The organism is Mesorhizobium sp. WSM4813 (genome assembly GCF_055811555.1).
This window is the reverse complement of record NZ_JBVVQU010000057.1, coordinates 1-21,704: the sequence shown is the minus strand read 5'-3', so window position 1 is coordinate 21,704 and position 21,704 is coordinate 1. Positions and strand designations below refer to the sequence as shown.

The following is a 21,704-nucleotide window of genomic DNA, read 5'->3' as shown; positions in this document are numbered from 1 at the left end:
GACGTTTGGCTCTCGCCCGGGACATCACCCGTATTCTCGCTTTCACCGGGAATATGGCGGCAACGTGACCCTGACCGCGATTTGGATCGGTTGGCGTGACGAAACGGAAAGACCGGTGCTTTTCGGCACCGGTTTTCGGGTCGCTCCCGACCGCGCTCCTATGGCGCGGTTCCCCTACATGCTACGGATATGCCTTACATGCGATAGGCGATGGTGTCGTTCCAGAAGCGGTCCAGCCGCTGCAGTGCGCGGTTCATCTGCTTGAATTCTTCCGTGTTGATGCCGCCGACCTGCTCGATCGAGCCGACGTGGCGCTCGTAGAGGCCGGCGACGACTTCCGCCACCTCACTGCCCTTCGGCGTCAGCGAGACCCGTACCGAACGGCGGTCGATGCGCGAGCGCTGGTGGTTGATGAAGCCGAGATCGACCAGCTTCTTCAGATTGTAGGAGACGTTCGAGCCGAGATAGTAGCCGCGCGAACGCAGTTCGCCGGCCGTCAGCTCCGAATTGCCGATGTTGAAGAGCAGCAGCGCCTGGATGGCGTTGATGTCGGAACGGCCGTTGCGGTCGAATTCGTCCTTGATCACGTCAAGCAGACGGCGGTGCAGGCGTTCCACCAGCTGCAGCGACTCCATGTAAAGCGAACGGATCGCTTCGCGGCGGTCATCGGATACGTTGGCGGTCTTCGCCGCCGGACGGGAATTGATCATTGTCTTTGCCTCTCGTTTGTCGCCTGGTGATTTTTTGTTTTTCACCTTGATCGCGACACTATCGAATACTCATAAAATTCGACTTAAACGCTAGGGCTAACAAGAGCTTACCGGTAACAGGTTTCGAAAGAGGCTTAACGAAGGGTCACCCGAACAAGGATGATTAACCTAAAGATTTAGCCAATGATTCCGGGCGGAAGCCATGGAAATTAGAGGGTCCTTTACGGGTAGACAGGAACGCGGCGCTATTCTTGTTGAGCATCGGTCCGATGTACTATTGCCGGGTCCGGCGCTTCTGCATCCAGATCACCACGCGAAAGACGATGTAGAGCAGCGCCACCGCCGCATGCGAGGCGAGGATCAGCGGCCGGTGGCCGAAGAGCTCGGGGAAACCGGCATACATGACGGTCTCGGTCGCCGCGCAGATAAACCAGATCACCGGCCCCCAGGAGGCCAGCATCCACAGGCCGGCGGCAGCGAAGGGGAAGAAGACGGCGAGCGTCACCGCCGCCACCTGCCAATGCACCGGCATCAAATCGAAGCGCCACAACGAGCCGGGGTAGAAGCCGATCAGCCGGACCCAGCACAAAATCCCAAACAACAGGCAGTAGCCCGATATGACGCGCTGGAACCAGGCAAAGATGATCTCTGTCGTCGAAGGCTGGAGCACGACGCGTCCTGACGTGACCTCGCTCACAGCTTGAGTTCCCGTTCGCCGAGCGGAGCAAAATAGGCATCGACGTCGGCAGCGCTGACGTCGTCGATGCCTGCCGGCCGCCATTGCGGCGTCGAGCCCTTGTCGATGATGGCGGCGCGGATGCCTTCGTAGAAATCGTGGCCCGCAAGCATGCGGTTGAGGATACGGAACTCCATCCGCATGCATTCGTCCATCGACAGCGTCAGCCCGGCGCTGATCTCGCGCCACGCGACATGCAGGCTGGTCGGCGAGCGGGTGCGGATCGTCGCCAGAGTCTTTGCCGCGAACGCATCTGCGGGTGCGGCGTGCTCCAGGCTGCCGATGACGTCACCCAGCGACGGTTGCGCGAAATGGCGGGCGATCGCTTCCAGTGTCGGGCTGTCCGTCTCGCGCTGGGCCGAGATGGAAAGGCCGCGCAACGCCGATTCCAGGTCGCCGGTCGCGACCAGCCGGTCGAGAAAACCGGCCTGGTCCTGCGCCTTGATCGTATGCGTCGCCAGGCCCGACCACAACGCATCGCCATACCGGATGCGGTTTCCCGTCAGGGCCAGATACATGCCGAAGCTGCCGCCAAGGTTCGGCAGGAGATGACTGGCGCCGACATCCGGGAAAAAGCCGATGCCGACTTCCGGCATGGCGAACTGGGCGTTCTCGGTCAGCACCCGCTGCGAGCCGTGGAACGATATGCCGACGCCGCCACCCATCACGATGCCGTCGATCAGCGCGACATAGGGTTTCCCAAACCGTCCGATGCGGGCGTTCAGCCGGTATTCGTCGGCGAAGAAATCGACTGGCGGCTTTCCCGCCCGGCCGGCCTCGTAGATGTGGAGGATGTCGCCGCCGGCCGAAAACGCCCTGCCCTCGGCCTTGACGACGACGACGTCGACGCCATCGTCGCGCTCCCAGGCGCGCAGAGCCTTACCGAGCGCGTTGACCATGCGATGGGTGACGGCATTGAGCGCCTGCGGCCGCGTCAGTGTGACAACGCCGGCCCTGCCCGATCGTTCGAAGCGGATCTCGTCGCCGCCGCCAAAATCCATCGCCTAAGAATCCCTCCCCCGCACCTCCGGACTGAAGTGCTAAAGCGTGGCGCATGGCTGCGTCAATGCCAAGGGCAATCCTGCCCGGCAACGGTCAGCCGGATTTGGTATACCGATATCCAGGTAATGCCAGCCTGGCACAATCGTGTCGCATTGGTCAGCGGCGGAGGCTCGTGGTAAAAGCCGGCCGATCCGGAGTTTTGGCTATGAACAAATTCACCCCAGCAAAGCCTGCCGGCGCGCGCAGCGTCGACGAGATCACCGGCAGCCGCCGTTTGCGCCGCATGCGCAAGGCCGACTGGTCGCGCCGCCTCGTCCAGGAGAACCGGCTGAGCGTCGACGACCTGATCTGGCCGATCTTCGTCGTCGATGGGAAGAATGTCCGCGAGCCGATCGCCGCCATGCCCGGCGTCTTCCGACTGTCGCTCGACCTTGCCGTCAAGGAGGCCGAGCGCGCGGCAAAACTCGGCATTCCGGCGATCGCCACCTTCCCGAATGTCGAGCTGGGCCTGCGCGACCAGACCGGCTCGCATATCCTCGATCCGGAAAACGTCATCAACCGCGCCACGCGCGCCATCAAGCACGCGGTGCCCGAGATCGGCATCATCACCGATGCGGCGCTCGATCCCTTCACCTCGCACGGCCACGACGGCATTTTGCGTGACGGCATCATCGTCAACGACCAGACCGTGGAGCAGGTCACGGCGGCTGCCGTCGTCCAGGCGGCCGCCGGCGCCGATATCATTGCGCCGTCCGACATGATGGACGGCCGCATCGGCGCCATCCGCGATGCGCTCGACGCCAATGGTTTCCAGGATGTGGCGATCATGTCCTATGCGACGAAATTCGCCTCCGCCTTCTACGGTCCCTATCGAGAGGCGGTCGGCACCGCCGGCCTGCTCAAGGGCGACAAGAAGACCTATTATCTCGACCACGCGAATTCCGACGAGGCGGTGCGCGAGGCCGAGCAGGACCTCGCCGAGGGCGCCGACATGCTGATGGTCAAGCCCGGCCTGCCCTATCTCGACATCATCCGCAGGCTGAAGGACGAATTCCGGATGCCGACCTTCGCCTATCAGGTGTCGGGCGAATATTCGATGATCAAGGCGGCCGCCGCCAATGGCTGGATCGACGGCGACAAGGCGATGCTGGAATCGCTGCTAGCCTTCAAGCGCGCCGGCTGCGACGGCATTCTTACCTATTTCGCGCCCGACGTGGCGGCGATGCTGAAGGGGTAGGCAATCGCATTGTTTTGGGATTTTGCTGCAATCCGCTAGAATGGATTCATGAGCAGAAATGAGGTCATCGAACGGTTGCAGAGAAACGCAGATGCCATCAAAGGCATGGGCGCGACTTCGCTTTATCTGTTCGGGTCGGCGGCGCGGGACGATGCACAGCCGGACATCGATCTTGATCTGTTCATCGACTATGATCCGGCGCGGCGCTTCTCTCTGATCGATCTGGTCGGCATCAAGCAATTTCTGGAAGAGCAGATGTCAACGGAAGTCGACATCACCACACGCGACAGTCTTCATCCTATGTTGAAGGCCGAGATCGAACAATCGGCCGTGCGCGTATTCTGATGGCAGTCCGCCGAATCGAGCCGATCCTAGCAAAGATCATAACGGCTTTGGATGGCATCGGCGCTGCCACCGCGGGCAAGACTCTTGATGATTTTCGTGACGACTGGCTGCTTCGTCATGGCGTTGAGCGCGGCATCGAGATTATTTCCGAAGCCACCCGGCACATTCCCGGACGATTTGATCGCTCTTGCTCCAGAAATTCCCTGGAAGCAGATTCGTGGAATAGGCAACATTTTGCGTCGCGAATACCACAAGACTTCCGACGCAATTGTCTGGACCGTAGTGACAGACAGTCTGCCGCCGCTGCGCATAGCTGTCGAGCGCATCCTTGAGGCATCGCGACGCAAGTAACTGCCGCTGCAACCACTCGTCTTGGCGGTGATCCTGATTCGGCTGGCCCAAACCAGCCGCCCATCGCTCGGCGCGATTCAAATACCGCTTGCAAAATGCAATCAGTCTAGCTAGGAACAAGACTGCTTGCACTTAACAGCTGGTTTAAGGAGGCAGTCATGTCCAAGCTGAGTGTCAACGCTTTCACCGTGTCAATCGACGGCTATGGCGCCGGTCCCGACCAGGATCTGAAAGAGCCGCTGGGCGTCGGCGGAGAAGCCTTGCACAACTGGATGTTCGGCACCCGAACCTTCCGCAACATGTCTGGCGAAGATCGAGGGACCACCGACACGGAAGACGGGTTCGTGGCGCGCAGCTTCGAAAATGTTGGGGCGTGGATAATGGGCCGGAACATGTTCGGGCCGATCCGCGGCGAGTGGCCGGACGAAAGCTGGAAAGGCTGGTGGGGAGACAATCCGCCCTACCATGTGCCGGTCTTCGTGCTCACCCATTATTCGCGGGATCCTATCGTGATGGAGGGCGGCACGACCTTCTATTTCGTGACCGACGGCATTCACTCGGCGCTGGAAAAGGCGAAAGCAGCGGCTGATGGCAAGGATGTACGGCTGGGCGGTGGCGTCGCCACGATCCGGCAATATCTCCAGGAAAAGCTCATCGACGACATGCATCTGGCGATATCGCCGATGCTGCTCGGCTCAGGCGAGAACCTTTTTGCCGGCATCGACATGCCTAGGCTCGGCTACCGGTGCAGCGAGCAGGTCGCGACGCCGAATGCCACGCACGTCATCATCAAGCGCGCGTAGTTCTTCGATAGCGGTCGTAACTCCGCACGCCGAGATCCTTCGCGCCCGCCTCTATCCTGCCGGACATCTCCCCCACACGGGGAGATCGGATGTCGCGCCGGCTTTCGCCAATCATCAGCGTTGCAAAAGTGGCGCCGTCGGCGACGCTGCCAATCTCCCCCCGCGTGGGGGAGATGTCCGGCAGGACAGAGGGGGCGCGAAGGAATGCCGCCCGTCCGGGCCTTTAGCAGTCCCAGATGATCAATACTTCTCCGGCACATACAGCTCGCGCGGCAGCACCTGGCGCTCGTATTCGGGATTGAAGACGCGGTCGGGTAGCGTGATCTCTTCGTGCGGCACTTCTTCATAAGGCATTTGCTTGAGGAGATGGTCGATGCAGTTCAGGCGTGCGCGCTTCTTGTCATTGCCTTCGACGATGAACCAGGGGGCTTCGGGAATGTTGGTGCGGGCGAAGGTCTCTTCCTTGGCCTTGGTGTACTGCTCCCAGCGCACGCGCGACTGCAAGTCCATCGGCGACAGCTTCCACTGCTTCATCGGATCATGGATGCGCATCTGGAAGCGCATCTGCTGCTCCTCGTCGGTGATGGAGAACCAGTATTTGACCAGCGTGACGCCGGAGCGGACGAGCATGCGCTCGAACTCCGGCACGTCGCGGAAGAACTCCTCGACCTGATCCGGCTCGGCGAAGCCCATCACCCGTTCGACGCCGGAGCGGTTGTACCAGGAGCGATCGAACAGCACGATCTCGCCGCCTGCCGGCAGATACGGGACGTAGCGCTGGAAATACCATTGCGACTTCTCGCGCTCGGTCGGCGCCGGCAGTGCTACGACGCGGCAGATGCGCGGATTGAGCCGCTGGGTGATGCGCTTGATGACCCCACCCTTGCCGGCCGAGTCGCGGCCCTCGAAAACCACCACCAGCTTCTTTTTGGTGTAAGCCACCCAGGACTGCAGCTTGATCAATTCGGATTGCAGGGTGATCAGGTCGCGAAAATACTGCATGCGATCCATCGAGGGCGGATGCGCGTTCTTGTAGATCTTGGCGATTTCCAGCGACAGCGCCGGTTCCGACATTTCCAGCTCGTAGTCTTCGTCGAGCGTGTCGGCGAGCTCCGCTTCCAGCCAATCCCTGGCAGGAGGATTCTGTTTTGCTTCGGTCATTCATGCTGCTCCGCGTGCACGCCCGTGTCGGCTGCTGTCAGGCGCCCTACCTCCCGGTCAGCCGAAGATGGAACCCTGAGCCGACTTGATATAGACCCGCAATGACGGTTTTATTGCAGCCGGCCTGCGTACCGTTCATCACTACAATCCGCGAGATGTGATTGCTCCGCTCCGGCGGCACGGGGCGACAAGCCGCGCGAATTGTCCTACTCAGGCAATTTCGGGCTAGCTTCGAGGCACCCCCTCTCTCAAACATAACCGCGAGGATCTGACATGGAATACCGCACACTCGGCCGTTCCGGGCTGAAGGTTTCGACGCTGACCATGGGCACCATGACCTTTGGCGGCGCCGGCGCATTTTCGGCGGTCGGCAAGACCGATCTCGACGAGGCACGCCGGATGATCGACCTCTGCATCGATTCCGGCATCAATCTCATCGACACTGCCAACGTCTATTCGAACGGGCTTTCGGAAGAGATCATCGGCGAAGCGCTCGGCGGCAAGCGCAAGGGCGATGTGCTGATCGCCTCCAAGGCGCGCATGCGGATCGGCAACGGCCCCAATGAGGAAGGCCTGTCGCGCTACCATCTGATCCGCGAGTGCGAGAAGAGCCTGAAGCGCCTCAGGACCGATGTCATCGACATCTATTTCCTGCACGAATGGGACGGCACGACGCCGCTCGAGGAGACCATCGCCGCGCTCGACACGCTCGTCAGCCAGGGCAAGGTCCGCTATGTCGGCTGTTCCAACTATTCCGGCTGGCAAGTGATGAAGGCGCTGGGGATCAGCGACCGCCAGCATCAGCCGCGCTTCGTCACCCAGCAGATCCACTACACGCTGGAAGCACGCGAAGCCGAATATGAACTGCTGCCGATCTCGGTCGACCAGGGGCTTGGCGTGCTGGTGTGGAGCCCGCTCGCCGGTGGACTGCTGTCCGGCAAATACCACCGCGACCAGGCCACCGCCCGCCAGCTCAGTGGCTGGAAGGAACCGCCGATCCGTGATGAGGACCGGCTGTGGCGGATCGTCGATGTGCTTGCCTTTATCGGCAAGAACCATAGCGTCTCGGCAGCGCAGGTGGCGCTTGCCTGGCTGCTCGGCCGGCCGGCCGTCAGCTCGCTGGTGATCGGCGGACGGACCGAAGCGCAGTTCAAGGACAATATCGCCGCTGCAAGCCTGTCACTGACCAGCGACGAACGAGCACGCCTGGACGCTGTGAGCCGGCCGCCCGTTCTGTATCCCTACTGGCACCAGCAGTTCACGGCAAAGGACCGGTTCGGTCCGGCCGATCTGGTTCTTGACCGGGGAGGTATCTGACAACGGGTCGGGATCAGGTCGAAGGCCGCCGCGGGCTTAGCCTGAGATAAAACGCCAGACCTCGGGATCAGGCTCGATCTGGCCGCTGAGCACGAAATATTTGTAGAGCACGAGCAAGCAGATCGCCTGCTCGGCCAGTTCATCGGCGAAATTGCCGCAATAGGCGTTGGCGGCGGCAACGATGCGCTCGGCCTCAGTCGGATGACGTTCGAGATATTGCACCCGCTCGGCGAGATCCGTGAAATCCGGTTCGAGCGGCACATAGTGGACGTTGGCTATGAGTTCGCTTTCGGCGAACCATGTCTCGTACGTCGGCGGCGGCATCAGGCACAGCGAATTCGAACTCATGATCCATTTTAGGTTGGTCGCCACATCGTTGCCTTCGAGCGAAATGATGTAGCGACAGCGCCGTTGCTGATCGATGCTCAGATAAGGCTTGCGATACTCTGGCGCTGCCGTCGGTTTGGGCGTGCCGACATCGCAAAAGGGCAGATCGCGCGCGGCCTCCAGAAGCAAGGTCCTTATCGGATTGTTGAGCTCGCCGCGCCACACCGCAACCGACAGCTTGTCCGCGAAGGCAACATCGTCGGCGGGCATGTGGAAGTGGCGGAATTTGTTGAGCTTGAACAGGGACCCCGTTCCTGTTGTCGCCGGCGATCGGCCGATCCTTGACGATCGCCGGCGTCGCAGGCACCTCGATGACGTCGCCGAATTCGAGGTCGATGCGCAAATCGGGATCGAAGTAGCGGGTAAATTCCTTCAGATCGTAGTAATACATGCTCCGGCCTCTCGGCAGCCGGCTGACCGGCACGGCTCCGGCGCTCGGCGCGAACGCATCCTGCAATCTATTGTAATAATTGAGTCGCGCGCGGACCGATCCGTCCGAAAGCCTGGCCTGATCGAGCAGCCCGGCGAGCCTGCGACGGAACAGTGCCTGCGGTGCGATATCGCGCACGGCGTTGCGCGCATAGTAGAATAACTTCTGTGCATTTCTTTGAAGGGTGGCCATCAGTCACTTGGTAAAAAAAAGTCGGCTTGTGATTTGCCCCCCGGCCCTCCTACACCATTGTGCCAGTCATCTTGCAAGCCACGGAACCGTGTTCAGCCGGCCTGCCGGCTGTGTATGGAGCCGATCGCCCTTTGTGGTGTTGTGTTTGTAGCCCAATGCTCCTAGGCAGGGCTAAGAACCTTTGGGATTGTGAAAGGAAGAGATATGGCGCGAGCACCGAATTACGGCCAGGAACGCAAGGAACGTGACCGGCAGAAGGCCGCCAAGAAGGCCGAAAAGCAGGCGGCCAAGGTGGCAGCCAAGGAACGTTCGAAACCGGAAGACGAGACCACGTCCGAGACCGAAACGGAAACGGCAGAGTAAAAACGCATCCGGCCCGCGAGGCGGATCGGATTTGGCCTAGGAATCCCGCTGCGTCTTCAGGCCGGCGCCTTGTCGCTGACGAACACGTTCACCTCGCGGGCGGCGGCGATGAAGGCGCGCCTTGCGGTCATCGCCGGTTTGTCGCCGGCCAGCGCATCATGGCAGGCTTGGAGCGCTTCGCGGTGCTTTGGACTGCGCTTGCCGGGCCAGCTGTTGAGGAGGTAATCGGAAGCCTCGCGGGCCGTACGCAAGAGCTGAGTGGTTCCCTCCGCGCCCGACTTGACGGTCACGGGTGTTTCAAATCGGTTGTTTTCCATCGCCGCTCTTACGCCATCGGCGCTCGCGAAGCGAGGGCGAAAGTGGTTGCCCTCCGCAATCACGCCGCGACGACGGCAAATCCTCTGGCACGCAGGCCGCGCCGATCGTTGTGCAATGACGTCACCAGCCGGTCGCGGCTGCCGACGATATGGACCGAAAGCCGGTGTGCCGCCGCATCGGCATCGCCGGCCCGCACCGCTGCCAGAATGGCACGGTGTTCGGCCCAGGCACGGCCGAGTGCCGCCTCGTCGCGCACCTCCAGCCAACGCGCCCGCGACAGGCGCGTCATGGCATCGCGGACCGCCCTGAACAGGAACTCGTTGCCGGACAGGCGTGCCAGCTCGATGTGAAAATCCATGCCGACGCGATGCCATTCCTCGCGCGGGGTGCCGGCGTCGCAGGAGTCCAGCATCGCCTCGATGACGTCGACGGCGCTCCTGTCCGCCAAGGCACAGGTCAGCTTGACTGCCGCGACCTCGACCGCCTCGCGGTAGACGGCGATCTGCTCGATCTCGGCGAGGTTGATCGGCGATACCGTCCAGCCGCGCCCGTCGCGGCAGACGAGGCCTTCCGTCTCGAGCCGCAGCAATGCTGCCCTGACCGGCGTGCGCGAAGCCCCGAAGCGGCTTTCGATCCAACGTTCCGTCAGCCGCTCGCCCGGACCGATCTCGAGGCCGAGGATCATCTCGCGAAGCCCAATTTCGACATTCTGCATCTGCGACATGGCGGTTCCGTTCTGGCCATTTTGTTTCGGCGATCGGGTCGCTGGCCAGCGTTTGCCGATTACGTTTGAGAGTGGCCGCATTGACAGCGGCCAGACTTGCGTCCATGACGAATACCAGCTTGGTATCCCAAAACGGTATCCACAGCAAGCCGCCGACAGACTTGCCCGACAGGACATGACATGCCGCAAGACGCCACCCCTGCCTCGCAAGGCACCCACAACATCCACTGGCGCCGCAATCTCGCCGTGTGTTTTGCCGGCTCGTTCAGCACGCTTGTCGCCATGACCCTGCTGTTGCCCTTCCTGCCGCTTTATGTCGAGCAGCTGGGCGCCGAGGGGCACGCGGCTGTTGTACAGTGGTCCGGCATCGCCTATGGCGCGACGTTCTTCGCCGCCGCGCTGGTGGCGCCGCTGTGGGGACGGCTGGGCGACCGCTACGGCCGCAAGCTGATGCTGGTGCGCGCCAGTTTCGGCATGGCCGTCTGCATGTCGCTGACCGGCATGGTGGAGACTGCCTGGCAATTGGTGCTGCTGCGCCTGCTGATCGGTTTCGCCGGCGGCTATTCCTCGGGTTCGACCATTTTGGTCGCCATGCAGACGCCGAACGACCGGTCAGGTTGGGCGCTCGGCGTGCTGTCGGCCGGCATCACCGCCGGCGCCCTCGTCGGCCCCCTGCTCGGCGGCGCGCTGCCGCCCTTGATCGGCATCCGCGCCACCTTCCTGCTCGCCGGCGGCGTCATTTTCCTGGCGTTCCTGGCAACGGCTTTTCTCATCAAGGAGAACCCTCGCCCGGTAGCCGACAAATCAGCACCAACTGAGAAGCCGAAAGGTGGCTGGTCGCAAATCTCGGACAAGCGCCCCGTCGTTGCCATGCTGGCGACCGGCACGCTGTTGAGCTTCGCCACCATGTCGATCGAGCCGATCATCACGGTCTACGTGCGGCAGCTCATCGAGGATCAAAGCCTGCTAACACTGACCTCCGGCGTCGTCATGTCGGCGGCAGCACTTGGCGCCATCCTGTCGGCCTCGCGCCTCGGCAAGCTTGCTGACCGCGTCGGCCACTGGAACGTCATCATTGGGGCGCTTGCCGTCTCGGCGCTGCTGCTGATCCCGCAGGCCTTCGTCACTCAGGGCTGGCAGCTCGTCGGCCTGCGTTTCCTGATGGGGCTGGCGCTTGGCGGCCTCTTGCCCTGCATCACCAGCGTCATCCGCCACAATGTTCCGGACGGCATCGGCGGCAATGTGCTGGGCTTGTCGATCTCGGCGCAATATGCCGGACAGGTCGCCGGGCCGCTGCTCGGCGGCTTCGTCGGTGGTCATTTCGGCATGCGCGCTGTATTTCTCGGCACGTCCGTGCTGATGGCGGGCGGAGCGGCGTATAACTGGCTGGTCCAGTCACGCCGCGCACGCGACATGCTGGTGCAGGCGGGCAAATCCTGACACGGTTTGCGGGCTATCACTACTTCACGGAGACCAGAGACATGAGCACGGCCGAGCACCCAGCAAGCGGCAGCGGCCGCACCCTCGTTTTCGTCGGCGGCCTGTGCGGCGCGGCCGGCGTGGCGCTGTCCGCCGCGGCGGCACATCTGGGCGGCGCTTTCGTCGGCACGGTTGCGTCCTTCCTGCTCATGCATGCGCCGGTCTTTCTTGCTATCGGGCTCATCGGCGCAAACCGGATCCTGCGAACCGCAAGCCTTATCGTTCTCGTCGGGCTTGTATTGTTCTGTAGCGATCTCCTCGCCCGAGACTTCCTCGGCTCGCGGCTTTTCCCGATGTCGGCGCCGATCGGCGGCACCTTGCTCATCGCCGGCTGGCTGGCGGTTGCAGCCTCGGCGCTGGCGCGCCCGCGCTCCTGAGACGGCATTCCCCGCACCAATCGGGGAGTCCGACACTCCCCACCTCAAAGTGCGGCGCTTGCAGGCAAAACGGCCGGGTTCAGCCAAACCACGGTCACTCAGACGATGGCCAATCTTGCCGGCGTTTCGGGCCGGACCGGCAGGTCGCGATTGCGTGCCGCCGGTTTGGTCCGGCGGCGCCGCTCCGGCCTATCGAGGGCCGGCGAGATGCCCCAGTAGTTGCGATAGATGTCTTCGAACAGATGATTGATCGGATGCATGGCTTGGCTCCTTTTTCAAATTTGAATCGATCCAATTGACTGGCCCGAAAATGCCGTGCCGATCAGCTCCGCTTGCGTTCCACAAGAAAACGCAGATCGCGGATCCACGGGCCGGCGTTGCCGCGACGTGTCCGGGTCACCGCGTTGGAGGTAATGCTCCAGTCATTGCGATAGATGTCTTCGAACAGATAGTTGACGGGGTGCATGGCTCGCTCGTTCCTGAATCGATTCAATCGAGCTGTTCACTTGAATCGATACAAAAATATACCCAACCGCACCAATGTCAAGCAAAAATTTGAATCGATCCAACAAAGATGCTAAATGGCAATCCGGAGGCAGAAAATGGCGTCATCCACCGAAGGCAATACACGACCCATCCGGCTGGCCGACATAGCCAAAGCCGCCGGGGTTTCGCACGGCACTGCCTCCAACGTGTTCAGCCGTCCCGAGATCGTACGCGAGGAAGTCCGCGAGCGGGTCAAGGCAGCGGCCGAGGCGATGGGCTATGCGGGCCCCGACCCGAAGGGTCGGCTGCTGCGCGCCGGCAAGGTCAACGCGATCGGCGTCGCCACGACCGAGCCGCTGTCCTATTTCTTCGACGATCCCTTTGCCCGCGCAATGATGGCCGGGATTTCCGAGGCATGCGACGCCACCGGCGCCGGCATCGCGCTGGTATCGGCCGGCAATCAGGAGAAGCTTGCCTGGAACATCCAGAGCGCGCTGGTCGACGGCTTCATCCTGTTCTGCATCGAGGGCGGCTCACGCCTTGTCGAACTGACGCGCGAACGCAAGCTCCCCTTTGTCGCGCTTGAGCTCGGCTTCGATGACGACACTGTTTCGGCAATCGGCGTCGACAATGTCGCCGGCGCCCGCCTGGCGGCGCATCATCTTGCCGAGCTTGGCCATCGGCGCTTCGCCGTTCTGTCGCTGCCTTTCGCCGACGACAGGACCGGTCCTGTCTCGCCGGAGCAGGTCCGGACGGCCGTCTACCCCGGCACGCGCGATCGCCTCGTCGGCTATTTCGAGGCGCTTTCCCGGTTCGGCGTCGATACCGCCGGGATTCCGGTATACGAGACCGAAAACGACGAAGCCAGCACTAGGGCTGGCCTCGAGGCGATCTTCGCAGGCGGCGAGCCGCCGACCGCAATCCTGGCGATGTCGGACCGGATCGCCATGGTCGCGATCGAATGGTTGGCCGCGCGTGGTATCGCGGTTCCCGGCGACGTCTCCATCATCGGCTTCGACGGCGTGCCTGACGCCGCCCTTTGCGATCCTCCGCTCACTACGATCGCCCAACCGATCGCCGAGATCGGCCGCCGGGCGGCGCGAACGATCTTCGATTTCGACGGCACGGCGCGGCGCGAGACGCTCGGCGTCGAGCTTGTCGTCAGGGCCTCTTGCGGACCGCCGCCCAAAACAGCTTGAGCCCGGACGCTCATCGATTGATGCCTGTCGCCATGGCACCTACACCGAAGGACGCATGGACAGGCGACGCCTCGCTGCGGACCGGCCTGCTCCTGCCGGACCGCCCAATACCCGACAGCCATTCGAGATAATAGGCGAGCGCGAACTGCATGGCGATGCCGGCGGCGATCAGCAAGCTGTCATAGGCAAACCCGCCCGGGTTGATCAGCTTCATCACCTGCGCCGCCATGGCCATCACCGTGCCGGCGATGAAAACCGGCAGCGATCGTTTGCCCAATATGGCGAGCGGATGGTCCCGGCCGGTGCGTAACAGGTTCGAGACAAAAGGAAAGGCCACGATCAGATAGCTCACCGCCAGGATGTGCAGCAGCCTCGGCAGCGACAGGAATGTCTTGTCGAAGCCGGTCAGCACCACGGGCAGGTCCAGCCACGACACCTGCCCCCATAGCGGGCTGTGCACCCAGACCAACGCCGCCGCGACATAGATCGCCGAGGCGCCGACCAGCCAGCGATTGACCGGAATGGTGCCGCCGCGCCTGATATGCAGCATGCTCGCCAGGCCGATGTTGAAGAGGAATTGCCACGACAGCGGATTGAGGAACCAGAAGCCGGGCTCAGGATAATTCGGCGGAGCGATCTGGTAGATCCCGGCAACCAGCCACAGAGCTCCGGATATCGCCAGCGCCGCCAAGGGTCTGTGGCTGATGAACAGCAGGAAGGTTGGCGCCATCAGCAGCAGCACAGCATAGACCGGCAGGATGTTGTTGTAGCCGAGCTGATGGCCAAGCGTGACGATGCCGATCAGCGCTTGCTGCGGGTTCCCGATCAATGGCTCGATGTTGATCAGCGTCAGCATGTCCGGCCGCTTCGCGAACACCGCCGCCGCGCAGAAGATGGCCAGCACCACCATCGTCGTGACAATGTGGGCGACATAGAGCACACCGGCGCGGCGCCACAATTTCAGTGTTGCCATGAGCTGGTTTCCGGACTGGAATTTTGAGCCGTAGGCGAGCGCGACTGACATGCCGGAGATCAGCACGAAGGCCTCGGCGGCATCCGAAAAACCAAAATTCTTATAGGTCGGGGTTTCGAAAATCGTGCCCGGGACATGGTCGACAAATATGATCAGCAGAGCGAGAGCGCGGAATACATCGATTCGCGTATCGCGATCCGGGATACGCACATCGCGATCCGGGATACGCGTGCCGCGATCCGGTAAATTTGGCATGGTCATCGATAAAAGGCCTCAAAGCTGGTTGTTCATGCCGGCGATTGATGCGACCGCCCGGCGCACCACTTCGATTCCTCCCGCAGGAGCATATCGGCGAACAAACGGACCGAAATGCGCCCGGTCCAATCAACTTTGAAGGGGCTCGAAAATATTCCGTTTTGAAGCCGGCAAACGAACAAAAACGACGCGAAATCAAAAGGATGCAACTATGGCCGAAAAACCTCCGGAAGACGGCTTTTTGCGGCGCGACCTGCCATTTTTCTATCGCCTCTACAGACCAGCAGAACCAACCGGCGAATGGCTTTTTCTGCTGCATGGATCCGGTGTCGACGAGACGACGCTGGTGGCGCTGGGGCAGCGAATCGCGCCGCGCGCGGTGCTGGTGGCGGTGCGTGGCCGTATCGCCCAGGAGGACGGTTTCCGCTGGTTCGCGCGGATTACGCCGACGCGCTTCGAACAGCAGAGCATCCGTAGCGAGGCCGACGCCTTCGCGGATTTCATCACTAACGTGGCGAAGTACCATCGCCTCGATTTTTCCCGAACGACATTTCTTGGCTATTCGAATGGCGCCAATCTGGTTTCGAGTGTGATGCTCACGCATCCGCACCTCATCGAACGGGCAGCATTACTGCGCCCGATGCCGGTGCTCGACGACGTGCCGCCTGCGGACCTTTCCAGAGCGCGCGTGCTCATCATTGCCGGGGCCGCCGACTTGACCTACGGGCCGTTTACGCCGGCGCTGGTGACGCTACTCCACGGACGCGGCGCCGGGGTCGATGCGCGGATCGTGCCTTCAGGTCACGAAATCGGCGACTCCGATGCCGCCATTGTCCGGCAGTGGCTGTCGGTGCTCGCCCAGATGAAGGCTGAGCAGCCCAAAGGAGGGAGTGACAAAGGCGACGGAGGCAACGACAATGACAGAAGTCAAGATATGTCGGGGACGCAGTGACTGTGGGCACGGAAGCCGGGATTTTTGAGAGAATATTCGCTCCAGTATCCGTCTGGGCTTTGGCGGCGACGATTCCTGTTTCGGTAATTTGGGGCGATTCCGTCTGGATGGTGGGTTTTGTCGGGGCGGTGGTCGTCGCCTCTTTTGCATTCCCAAGACGGTTAGCGGAACTTCTAAACAAGCTTGAGCTGTATAAGTATTTTCAGAATCCTATCAGCTTTATGGAAAACCAATTTAGATCCGACTGGACAGGGTGGTCATACACCAAGTCAACCATCCACATGATATACCATCTAAGAATGATAGAAAAATATCACTATTTATTGCTATTTCTTCTCGCTGCGCACTTCCTGATTGCAGGATCAAGAGAAGATGTGCGGTTCGTCATGGGGTATTTCTTAATTTTTGGTGCCTTCTCGATATTTTCTATGATTCTTGTGTTCCGCTCACACAAGAGGAATATTAGCTAAAACAATTCTGTCGCTGCTCGCCCAGATGGGAGGCTGAGCAGATACCCGCCTAACTACCCTCGCCCCATCCGGTTCCAGGCATCCAGCCCGGCGATCTTGTAGGCTTCGGCCAGCGTCGGATCGTTGAAGGTGTTGTTGACGAAGAAATCGACGGTGCCACCGAGATTGATCACCGCCTGGCCGATATGGATCAGTTCGGTCGCGCCCTCGCCGACGATATGCGTGCCGAGCAACCGGCGCGTTTCGATCGAAAATAGAAGCTTCAGGAAGCCGGTGTTGACGCCCATGATATGGCCGCGCGAGGTTTCGCGGAAGCGCGCCACGCCGACCTCATACGCGCCGCCGCTCTCGCGTACCTGCTCCTCGGACTGGCCGACGGTCGAGATTTCCGGCACCGCGTAGATGCCGTAGGGAAAGGTTTCCGGCGGCGGCGGCAAGGGCACGCCGAAGGCGTGGCAGGCGGCCACCCTGCCCTGTTCCATCGAGGTCGAGGCGAGGCTCGGAAAGCCGATGACGTCGCCGGCGGCATAGATGTTCGGCGCGCTGGTCCGGAAGGTCTGCGGATCGACCTTGATGCGGCCCCGGGAGTCGGACTCGATGCCGACCACGTCCAGGCCGAGCGCGCCGACATTGCCGTTGCGCCCCGCGGCATAGAGCACCATCCTCCGAGCGTATGGTGCGGCCGTCGGCAAGCGTCACCTCGGCGTAGTCGGGTTTCGAGGCGATCTCCTTGATCGCACTGCCGAGCCGGATCGTCATGCCGCGGTCACGCATCTGATGGATGAAATCGTCGACGATCTCGCGGTCGACGAAATCGAGAATGGTGTTGCGCGGCTCGACCAGCGTCACCGCACGTCAAGCGCCGAAAAGATCGTCGCGTACTCGACGCCGATGACGCCGGCGCCGATCACCGTCAATGTCCGCGGCAAGCGCTCGAGCTCCAGCATCTCGTCGCTGTCGAAGATACGGATCTTGTCGGAAGGCACATCGCGCGGCCGGTGCGGGCGGGTACCGACCGCGATCAGCGCGTGCGCAAAACCGACTTCGCTATAGGCCGGTGTCCGTCGTCAGGCTCGCTCTGTTGGGCCCGAGAAACTTGACTGCGGCGCGCGCGCTCTTGACCGTGTTGCGCATGAACTGGTGCTGCAGCACCTCGACCTCGTGATCGAGCGTCTTGTGCAGGCGTTCGATCAGATCGCCGACCGAAATGTCCTGCTTGACCCGGTAGCCGCGCCCGTAGAAGCCGCGCTCGCGCCAGCCGGAGAGATTGAGCACTGTTTCCCGCAGCGTCTTCGACGGGATGGTGCCGGTATGCACGGAAACACCGCCAAGACGCCGGCCCCTGTCGACCACCAGCACGGATTTGCCGAGATTGGCCAACTGCACCGCGGCGCGGCGCCCGGAAGGGCCGCAGCCGATGACCAGCATGTCGTAATCCATGTCGCCCCGTCCCTCGCCTGCACTTTGTTGCGCTGCAGCAAGCTGACGCCATCCGCGCTGCAAATTCAACCGATCCAGGCTGCGTTCAGCGCTGCTTCCCACCGCATGCCGTGGAAAGGCCCGATCTTGATTCCGTCACAAGACTTCACCATTTCAACATCAGGCGGCCCGCACCTAGCCCGGGCCTGATTACGAGGAATGTTATGAACGCGCGCGTTCTCGACGGCGAAATCATCACCTCCCGGCTCGATGATATCAGGGCCTATGACGGCGTGCGCACGCGGCGTGTCCTCGCCTTCATCATCGACTATTGCATCGTCGCGCTGCTCACCATTCCGTTCGCGATCCTGGTGTTCTTCCTCGGGATTCTGACGCTCGGCCTCGGCTGGATGCTGTTTTCCGTCCTCGTGCCGGCCGTCGCCATCCTCTACATCTGGAATACTCTCGGCAGCGCCGACCAGGCCACGACAGGCATGAAGATGATGGGAATCCGGCTCGACCGTCTGGACGGCACCCGCATCGACGGGCTGACGGCCGTAGTGCATTCGGTGCTGTTCTGGGCCGGCAACGTCATCCTGACGCCGCTGGTCCTTCTGGTGTCGCTGTTTGCCGACCGCAAACGCACGCTGCACGACCTGCTGCTGGGCACAGTGGTCAGCCGCAGTGACCGCTAAGATCAGCTTTTCACCGTCCCCGCGAGCTTTTATGTGCAAAGTGACGGCTTCCGATCCCCCACGCCTTCACAATCCTGTTGAATTTTTTGCCGTGCGCGCCAAAGGTATGATAATTCGCAGGAGTGTTTCCCAGGTTCGATGACGCACCATCCTACCCAGTCGCCGCAGTTCTTCCTGACCGCGCCGTCGCCGTGCCCGTATCTTGAGGGCCAGTTCGAGCGCAAGGTGTTCACGCATCTGGTCGGCGACAAGGCATCGGAGATGAATGACTTGCTGACGCAAGGCGGCTTCCGGCGATCGCAGAACATCGCCTACCGGCCAGCCTGCGAGACCTGCCGCGCCTGTGTCTCGGTACGCATACTGGCCCAGGAATTCACTGCCAGCCGCAACATGAAGCGGGTGATACAGCACAATTCAGACCTCATCGGCGCCATGCACGACGCGCAACCATCCACCGAGCAGTATTCGCTGTTCCGCAGCTATCTCGATGCCCGCCATCGCCGCGGCGGCATGTCCGACATGACGGTGCTCGACTACGCCATGATGGTCGAGGACACCCATGTCGACACCAAGGTCATCGAATACCGGCGCCGCGGCCCAGACAGCTTCATCACCGGCAAGGGCCATGGCGAGCTGATCGCAGTGGCGCTCACCGACAAGATGGCCGACGGCCTGTCGATGGTCTATTCCTATTTCAATCCGGACTTCGAGGACCGCTCGCTCGGCACCTTCATGATCCTCGACCACATCGCCCGCGCCAGGGCGATGGGCTTGCCCCATGTCTATCTCGGCTACTGGGTCAACGGCTCGCGCAAGATGAACTATAAGATGCGCTTCATGCCGCAGGAGCATCTCGGCCCGAAAGGCTGGGAACGCTACGACCACGAAGCGGTTTCGCGCTGATCCGCTCTTTCGCCAATCATCCTTAAAACTGTTTCAAGGAGGATGCCGCTGGTTTTCGGCCGCTTGGCTGGAACGACAGACGCTGGGCCAATTTTGTGCCTGCCTCCACATCATCGCGAGAACTGCCATGTCGTCCCACAACGATCACCAGAAGGGTCTTCTCATCACAGCCATCGGCGGGATGACGCTGACCATCGACATTCCACTGATCCGCCTCGCCGACGGCGGCGCGTGGACGATCCTCCTGCTGCGCACCGGCACCACCCTTGTCGCGGCGCTGATCATCTGGACCGTCTGGCGCTCGCTGAGCAGGAACGCGCCGCAGCTCATCCCCGGCTGGTCGGGGCTCGTTGTCGCCATATGCTACGGGCTGACCTCGGTCACCTTCGTTACCAGCATCTATCACACCACGACCGCCAATCTGGTCTTCATCCTGGCCTTCAACGCCGTGTTCGCGGCGCTGCTGTCCTGGCTGTTCCTGAAAGAGCGGCCGCGACTGGTCACGGTGGTCGCGATGCTGATCATGATCGTCGGCGTCGCGATCATCGTCGGCGATTCGATCGGCACCGGGCACCTGTTCGGTGATCTCATGGCGCTGTGCTCGGCTTTCTTCATCGCGCTGGCCATCACCATCTCGCGCGCCAGCGGCAAGGACATGGGGTTCACATCGCTGATCGGCGTCATCCTGCCGCTGGCCGTCGCGGTGTTCATGGTCTCAGGCGAAGGCCTTCAAGTGAACGCGCCGTGGTGGATTATCTTCAACGGCGCCGTAATCATGCCGATCTCGTTCTTCTGCCTCGCCAATGGGCCGAAATATATTTCGGGACCGGAAGTGGCGATGTTCTATCTGCTCGAAACCGTGCTGGCGCCGGTCTGGATGTGGATGATCTTTGCCGAGATGCCCTCGCGCAACAGCCTGATCGGCGGCGCGATCCTGATCGTCACGCTGGTCGCCCATGCGCTATGGCAGCTGCATGAGGGGCGCAAGCGCCGCGCAACCCTTGCGGTCAGTCACCCGGCCTGAGACTTCTTCTCGCCAACGATTTCGATTTGCGGCGGCGCCTCGTCGAGTTCGACCGGTGCTGCGGGGGCAAGCTCGTCGGCCAATTCCACCTCGCGTAGCCATTCGCGCCAGATCGCGACCAGCAATGCCATCAGCACCGGGCCGATGAACAGGCCGAGAAAGCCCATCGTCTTGACGCCGCCGATCAGGCCGAAAAAGGTCGGCAGGAACGGCAGCTTTATCGGGCCGCCGACCAGTTTCGGGCGCAATGTCTTGTCGACGATGAACAGTTCGACAGACCCCCAGATGAACAGCGCCAACCCGGCCATCGGCGAGCCGCTGGCGGCGAGATAGATCGAAACAAGCGTGAAGGACAGCGGTGCGCCGCCGGGGATCAGCGCCATGATGCCAGTCAGGGCGCCGAGCGTCACCGGCGACGGCACGCCGGCCAGCCAATAGGCCACGCCCAGCACCACCCCCTCGCCGATGGCGATAATGGTCATGCCGGTTACCGTCGAGGAAATCGTCGCCGGCACGACGCGTGAAATCCGCTCCCACCTGGTCGGCAGGATGCGTTCGCCGAGACGGTCGATTTGCCCGGCGAAATGCTCGCCGTCGCGATAGGCGAAGAACAGCGCGATCATCATGAACAGCAGCGCCAGCAGAAGGCCGAAGGCGCTGCCGCCGGCGGCCAGCACGCCGCGGTAGATGCTGCCAATGTTGGCCCCGCTGATCAGCTGGATCAGTTCGCCGATGCCGCCGGGATGGCCGAGATTGCGCGTCCACTGCTCGTTCAGCCAGTCGCCCACCACGGGCAGCGTGGCGATCCAGTGCGGCGTCACCGCGCCTTCGCGGTTGGTCTCGATCGCCCAGCCGACCCATTCGCGGACTTCGTTGCTGGCGTAGGCGCCGGCGAGCGCGATCGGCACCACCAGGAAGGTGAGAATGAACAGGATCGCCAATGTCGCGGCGATCGTGCGGTTGCCGCCGACAGCAGCGAGCAGCCGCCGATAGAGCGGCCAGCTGGCAAAGGCGATGACGAGAGCGGCCAGCACCGGGACCAGGAAACCGTGAAAGAAATAGACCCCGGCGGCAACGATCAGCACCAGGAGCCAGCGCGCCGCCGACAACGGCGGAATGACGGCGGATCTGACCGGCGTCGACAGGCCGAACAGGCGCTGCTGCCCTTCCGGGTTCTTAGTCCTGGCTTCTTTCAAATGCCCATTTCTCCCAAAGGCGTACGTCGCCGCCTTATGTAGCGGTGCTTATGTACCATGATAGTGCAGCAATCGTGACGACATTCCAAATGTTTGCAAGTAGGTGCTAATCTCCCCCCTTGTGGGCAGGGGAATCGCGTTTGAGTAGATGGGAAATTGCTTGCCAATTGGCGGGTTGTGGATTCTTGGGAGGACTCCGT

The 21,704-nt window shown here is 61.9% G+C and carries 24 protein-coding genes and 2 pseudogenes; 14 read left to right on the top strand and 12 right to left on the bottom strand.

Translation table 11 applies throughout. From position 1 onward, the window contains the following. Nucleotides 1-194: 194 nt before the first annotated feature. The 3 genes from ldtR to AC0L25_RS26325 all read right to left on the bottom strand — a co-directional run bounded on the left by ldtR (nt 195) and on the right by AC0L25_RS26325 (nt 2,447). Entirely contained in the window at nt 195-710 is a 516-nt protein-coding gene (ldtR, locus tag AC0L25_RS26335) for a transcriptional regulator LdtR (protein ID WP_027154640.1), read from the bottom strand. 274 nt (nt 711-984) lie between these two features. After that, nucleotides 985-1,407 (bottom strand): DUF6163 family protein, encoded by a 423-nt coding sequence (locus AC0L25_RS26330; RefSeq protein WP_473598190.1) that lies wholly within the window; start codon nt 1,405-1,407, stop codon nt 985-987. After that, the gene (locus AC0L25_RS26325) at nt 1,404-2,447 is read right to left on the bottom strand and encodes an enoyl-CoA hydratase/isomerase family protein (protein ID WP_473598189.1); all 1,044 of its coding nucleotides are present in this window, start codon (nt 2,445-2,447) and stop codon (nt 1,404-1,406) included. The genes AC0L25_RS26330 and AC0L25_RS26325 overlap by 4 nt, the downstream gene beginning before the upstream one ends. Nucleotides 2,448-2,653: 206 nt before the next feature. Between AC0L25_RS26325 and hemB the strand changes: the two genes are divergently transcribed. The 4 genes and pseudogenes from hemB to AC0L25_RS26305 all read left to right on the top strand — a co-directional run bounded on the left by hemB (nt 2,654) and on the right by AC0L25_RS26305 (nt 5,184). Beyond that, on the top strand, nt 2,654-3,685 hold the full coding sequence (gene hemB / locus AC0L25_RS26320; protein WP_473598188.1) for a porphobilinogen synthase: 1,032 nt from the start codon (nt 2,654-2,656) through the stop codon (nt 3,683-3,685). A gap of 48 nt (nt 3,686-3,733) precedes the next feature. Next, a complete protein-coding gene (locus AC0L25_RS26315) occupies nt 3,734-4,030 on the top strand; it encodes a nucleotidyltransferase family protein (protein ID WP_473598187.1) in 297 nt (98 codons plus the stop codon). Continuing rightward, nucleotides 4,030-4,381: pseudogene (locus AC0L25_RS26310) on the top strand (HepT-like ribonuclease domain-containing protein). The gene AC0L25_RS26315 and the pseudogene AC0L25_RS26310 overlap by 1 nt, the downstream one beginning before the upstream one ends. Nucleotides 4,382-4,539: 158 nt before the next feature. After that, complete coding sequence (locus tag AC0L25_RS26305) at nt 4,540-5,184, top strand: dihydrofolate reductase family protein (RefSeq protein WP_473598186.1); 645 nt, start codon at nt 4,540-4,542, stop codon at nt 5,182-5,184. 240 nt (nt 5,185-5,424) lie between these two features. Here the strand turns inward: AC0L25_RS26305 and ppk2 are convergent, their stop codons facing one another. Next, nucleotides 5,425-6,345, bottom strand: a complete 921-nt coding sequence (ppk2, locus tag AC0L25_RS26300; RefSeq protein WP_473598185.1) for a polyphosphate kinase 2 — start codon at nt 6,343-6,345, stop codon at nt 5,425-5,427. A gap of 273 nt (nt 6,346-6,618) precedes the next feature. On the opposite strand from ppk2, the gene AC0L25_RS26295 reads away from it, so the two are divergent. Beyond that, on the top strand, nt 6,619-7,662 hold the full coding sequence (locus tag AC0L25_RS26295; RefSeq protein WP_473598184.1) for an aldo/keto reductase: 1,044 nt from the start codon (nt 6,619-6,621) through the stop codon (nt 7,660-7,662). A 36-nt stretch (nt 7,663-7,698) separates the two neighbouring features. On the opposite strand, the gene AC0L25_RS26290 is transcribed toward AC0L25_RS26295, so the two are convergent. Then, the gene (locus tag AC0L25_RS26290) at nt 7,699-8,259 is read right to left on the bottom strand and encodes a glycosyl transferase family 90 (RefSeq protein ID WP_473598183.1); all 561 of its coding nucleotides are present in this window, start codon (nt 8,257-8,259) and stop codon (nt 7,699-7,701) included. 616 nt (nt 8,260-8,875) lie between these two features. On the opposite strand from AC0L25_RS26290, the gene AC0L25_RS26285 reads away from it, so the two are divergent. After that, nucleotides 8,876-9,034 (top strand): hypothetical protein, encoded by a 159-nt coding sequence (locus AC0L25_RS26285; RefSeq protein ID WP_023798419.1) that lies wholly within the window; start codon nt 8,876-8,878, stop codon nt 9,032-9,034. Between the two features lie 56 nt (nt 9,035-9,090). Here the strand turns inward: AC0L25_RS26285 and AC0L25_RS26280 are convergent, their stop codons facing one another. Both AC0L25_RS26280 and AC0L25_RS26275 read right to left on the bottom strand, forming a co-directional pair. Next, nucleotides 9,091-9,324: a DUF982 domain-containing protein gene (locus AC0L25_RS26280; RefSeq protein ID WP_473598182.1), complete on the bottom strand. Its 234-nt coding sequence runs from the start codon at nt 9,322-9,324 to the stop codon at nt 9,091-9,093. Between the two features lie 86 nt (nt 9,325-9,410). Beyond that, nucleotides 9,411-10,076: a GntR family transcriptional regulator gene (locus tag AC0L25_RS26275; RefSeq protein ID WP_473598181.1), complete on the bottom strand. Its 666-nt coding sequence runs from the start codon at nt 10,074-10,076 to the stop codon at nt 9,411-9,413. Nucleotides 10,077-10,256: 180 nt separating this feature from the next. Here AC0L25_RS26275 and AC0L25_RS26270 point away from each other — a divergent pair, with 180 nt between their 5' ends. Beyond that, nucleotides 10,257-11,516 carry a multidrug efflux MFS transporter gene (locus AC0L25_RS26270; protein ID WP_473598180.1) on the top strand — a complete coding sequence of 420 codons (1,260 nt, stop codon included), beginning with the start codon at nt 10,257-10,259 and terminating at the stop codon, nt 11,514-11,516. A 41-nt stretch (nt 11,517-11,557) separates the two neighbouring features. Then, entirely contained in the window at nt 11,558-11,932 is a 375-nt protein-coding gene (locus tag AC0L25_RS26265) for a DUF423 domain-containing protein (protein ID WP_473598179.1), read from the top strand. A gap of 98 nt (nt 11,933-12,030) precedes the next feature. Here AC0L25_RS26265 and AC0L25_RS26260 read toward each other — a convergent pair whose 3' ends face one another. Continuing rightward, complete coding sequence (locus AC0L25_RS26260; RefSeq protein WP_473598178.1) at nt 12,031-12,192, bottom strand: hypothetical protein; 162 nt, start codon at nt 12,190-12,192, stop codon at nt 12,031-12,033. Nucleotides 12,193-12,254: 62 nt separating this feature from the next. After that, nucleotides 12,255-12,398 carry a hypothetical protein gene (locus tag AC0L25_RS26255; RefSeq protein WP_473598177.1) on the bottom strand — a complete coding sequence of 48 codons (144 nt, stop codon included), beginning with the start codon at nt 12,396-12,398 and terminating at the stop codon, nt 12,255-12,257. A 136-nt stretch (nt 12,399-12,534) separates the two neighbouring features. Here AC0L25_RS26255 and AC0L25_RS26250 point away from each other — a divergent pair, with 136 nt between their 5' ends. Beyond that, nucleotides 12,535-13,617 (top strand): LacI family DNA-binding transcriptional regulator, encoded by a 1,083-nt coding sequence (locus tag AC0L25_RS26250; RefSeq protein WP_473598176.1) that lies wholly within the window; start codon nt 12,535-12,537, stop codon nt 13,615-13,617. Between the two features lie 10 nt (nt 13,618-13,627). On the opposite strand, the gene AC0L25_RS26245 is transcribed toward AC0L25_RS26250, so the two are convergent. After that, a complete protein-coding gene (locus tag AC0L25_RS26245) occupies nt 13,628-14,851 on the bottom strand; it encodes an OpgC family protein (RefSeq protein WP_473598175.1) in 1,224 nt (407 codons plus the stop codon). Between the two features lie 205 nt (nt 14,852-15,056). On the opposite strand from AC0L25_RS26245, the gene AC0L25_RS26240 reads away from it, so the two are divergent. Both AC0L25_RS26240 and AC0L25_RS26235 read left to right on the top strand, forming a co-directional pair. Continuing rightward, nucleotides 15,057-15,797 (top strand): alpha/beta hydrolase, encoded by a 741-nt coding sequence (locus AC0L25_RS26240; protein WP_473598174.1) that lies wholly within the window; start codon nt 15,057-15,059, stop codon nt 15,795-15,797. A 2-nt stretch (nt 15,798-15,799) separates the two neighbouring features. Then, the gene (locus AC0L25_RS26235; RefSeq protein ID WP_473598173.1) at nt 15,800-16,267 is read left to right on the top strand and encodes a hypothetical protein; all 468 of its coding nucleotides are present in this window, start codon (nt 15,800-15,802) and stop codon (nt 16,265-16,267) included. A gap of 53 nt (nt 16,268-16,320) precedes the next feature. Here the strand turns inward: AC0L25_RS26235 and sthA are convergent. Further along, nucleotides 16,321-17,707: pseudogene (sthA, locus tag AC0L25_RS26230) on the bottom strand (Si-specific NAD(P)(+) transhydrogenase). 203 nt (nt 17,708-17,910) lie between these two features. On the opposite strand from sthA, the gene AC0L25_RS26225 reads away from it, so the two are divergent. From AC0L25_RS26225 to AC0L25_RS26215, 3 genes are all read left to right on the top strand, one after another. Next, a complete protein-coding gene (locus AC0L25_RS26225) occupies nt 17,911-18,381 on the top strand; it encodes an RDD family protein (RefSeq protein WP_258117860.1) in 471 nt (156 codons plus the stop codon). Between the two features lie 138 nt (nt 18,382-18,519). Further along, entirely contained in the window at nt 18,520-19,284 is a 765-nt protein-coding gene (locus AC0L25_RS26220; RefSeq protein ID WP_473598172.1) for an arginyltransferase, read from the top strand. A gap of 127 nt (nt 19,285-19,411) precedes the next feature. Next, on the top strand, nt 19,412-20,308 hold the full coding sequence (locus AC0L25_RS26215; protein WP_473598171.1) for a DMT family transporter: 897 nt from the start codon (nt 19,412-19,414) through the stop codon (nt 20,306-20,308). Here the strand turns inward: AC0L25_RS26215 and AC0L25_RS26210 are convergent. Continuing rightward, entirely contained in the window at nt 20,296-21,504 is a 1,209-nt protein-coding gene (locus AC0L25_RS26210) for an AI-2E family transporter (protein ID WP_473598170.1), read from the bottom strand. The two genes, AC0L25_RS26215 and AC0L25_RS26210, sit on opposite strands and share 13 nt — an antisense overlap. Nucleotides 21,505-21,704 lie beyond the last annotated feature (200 nt).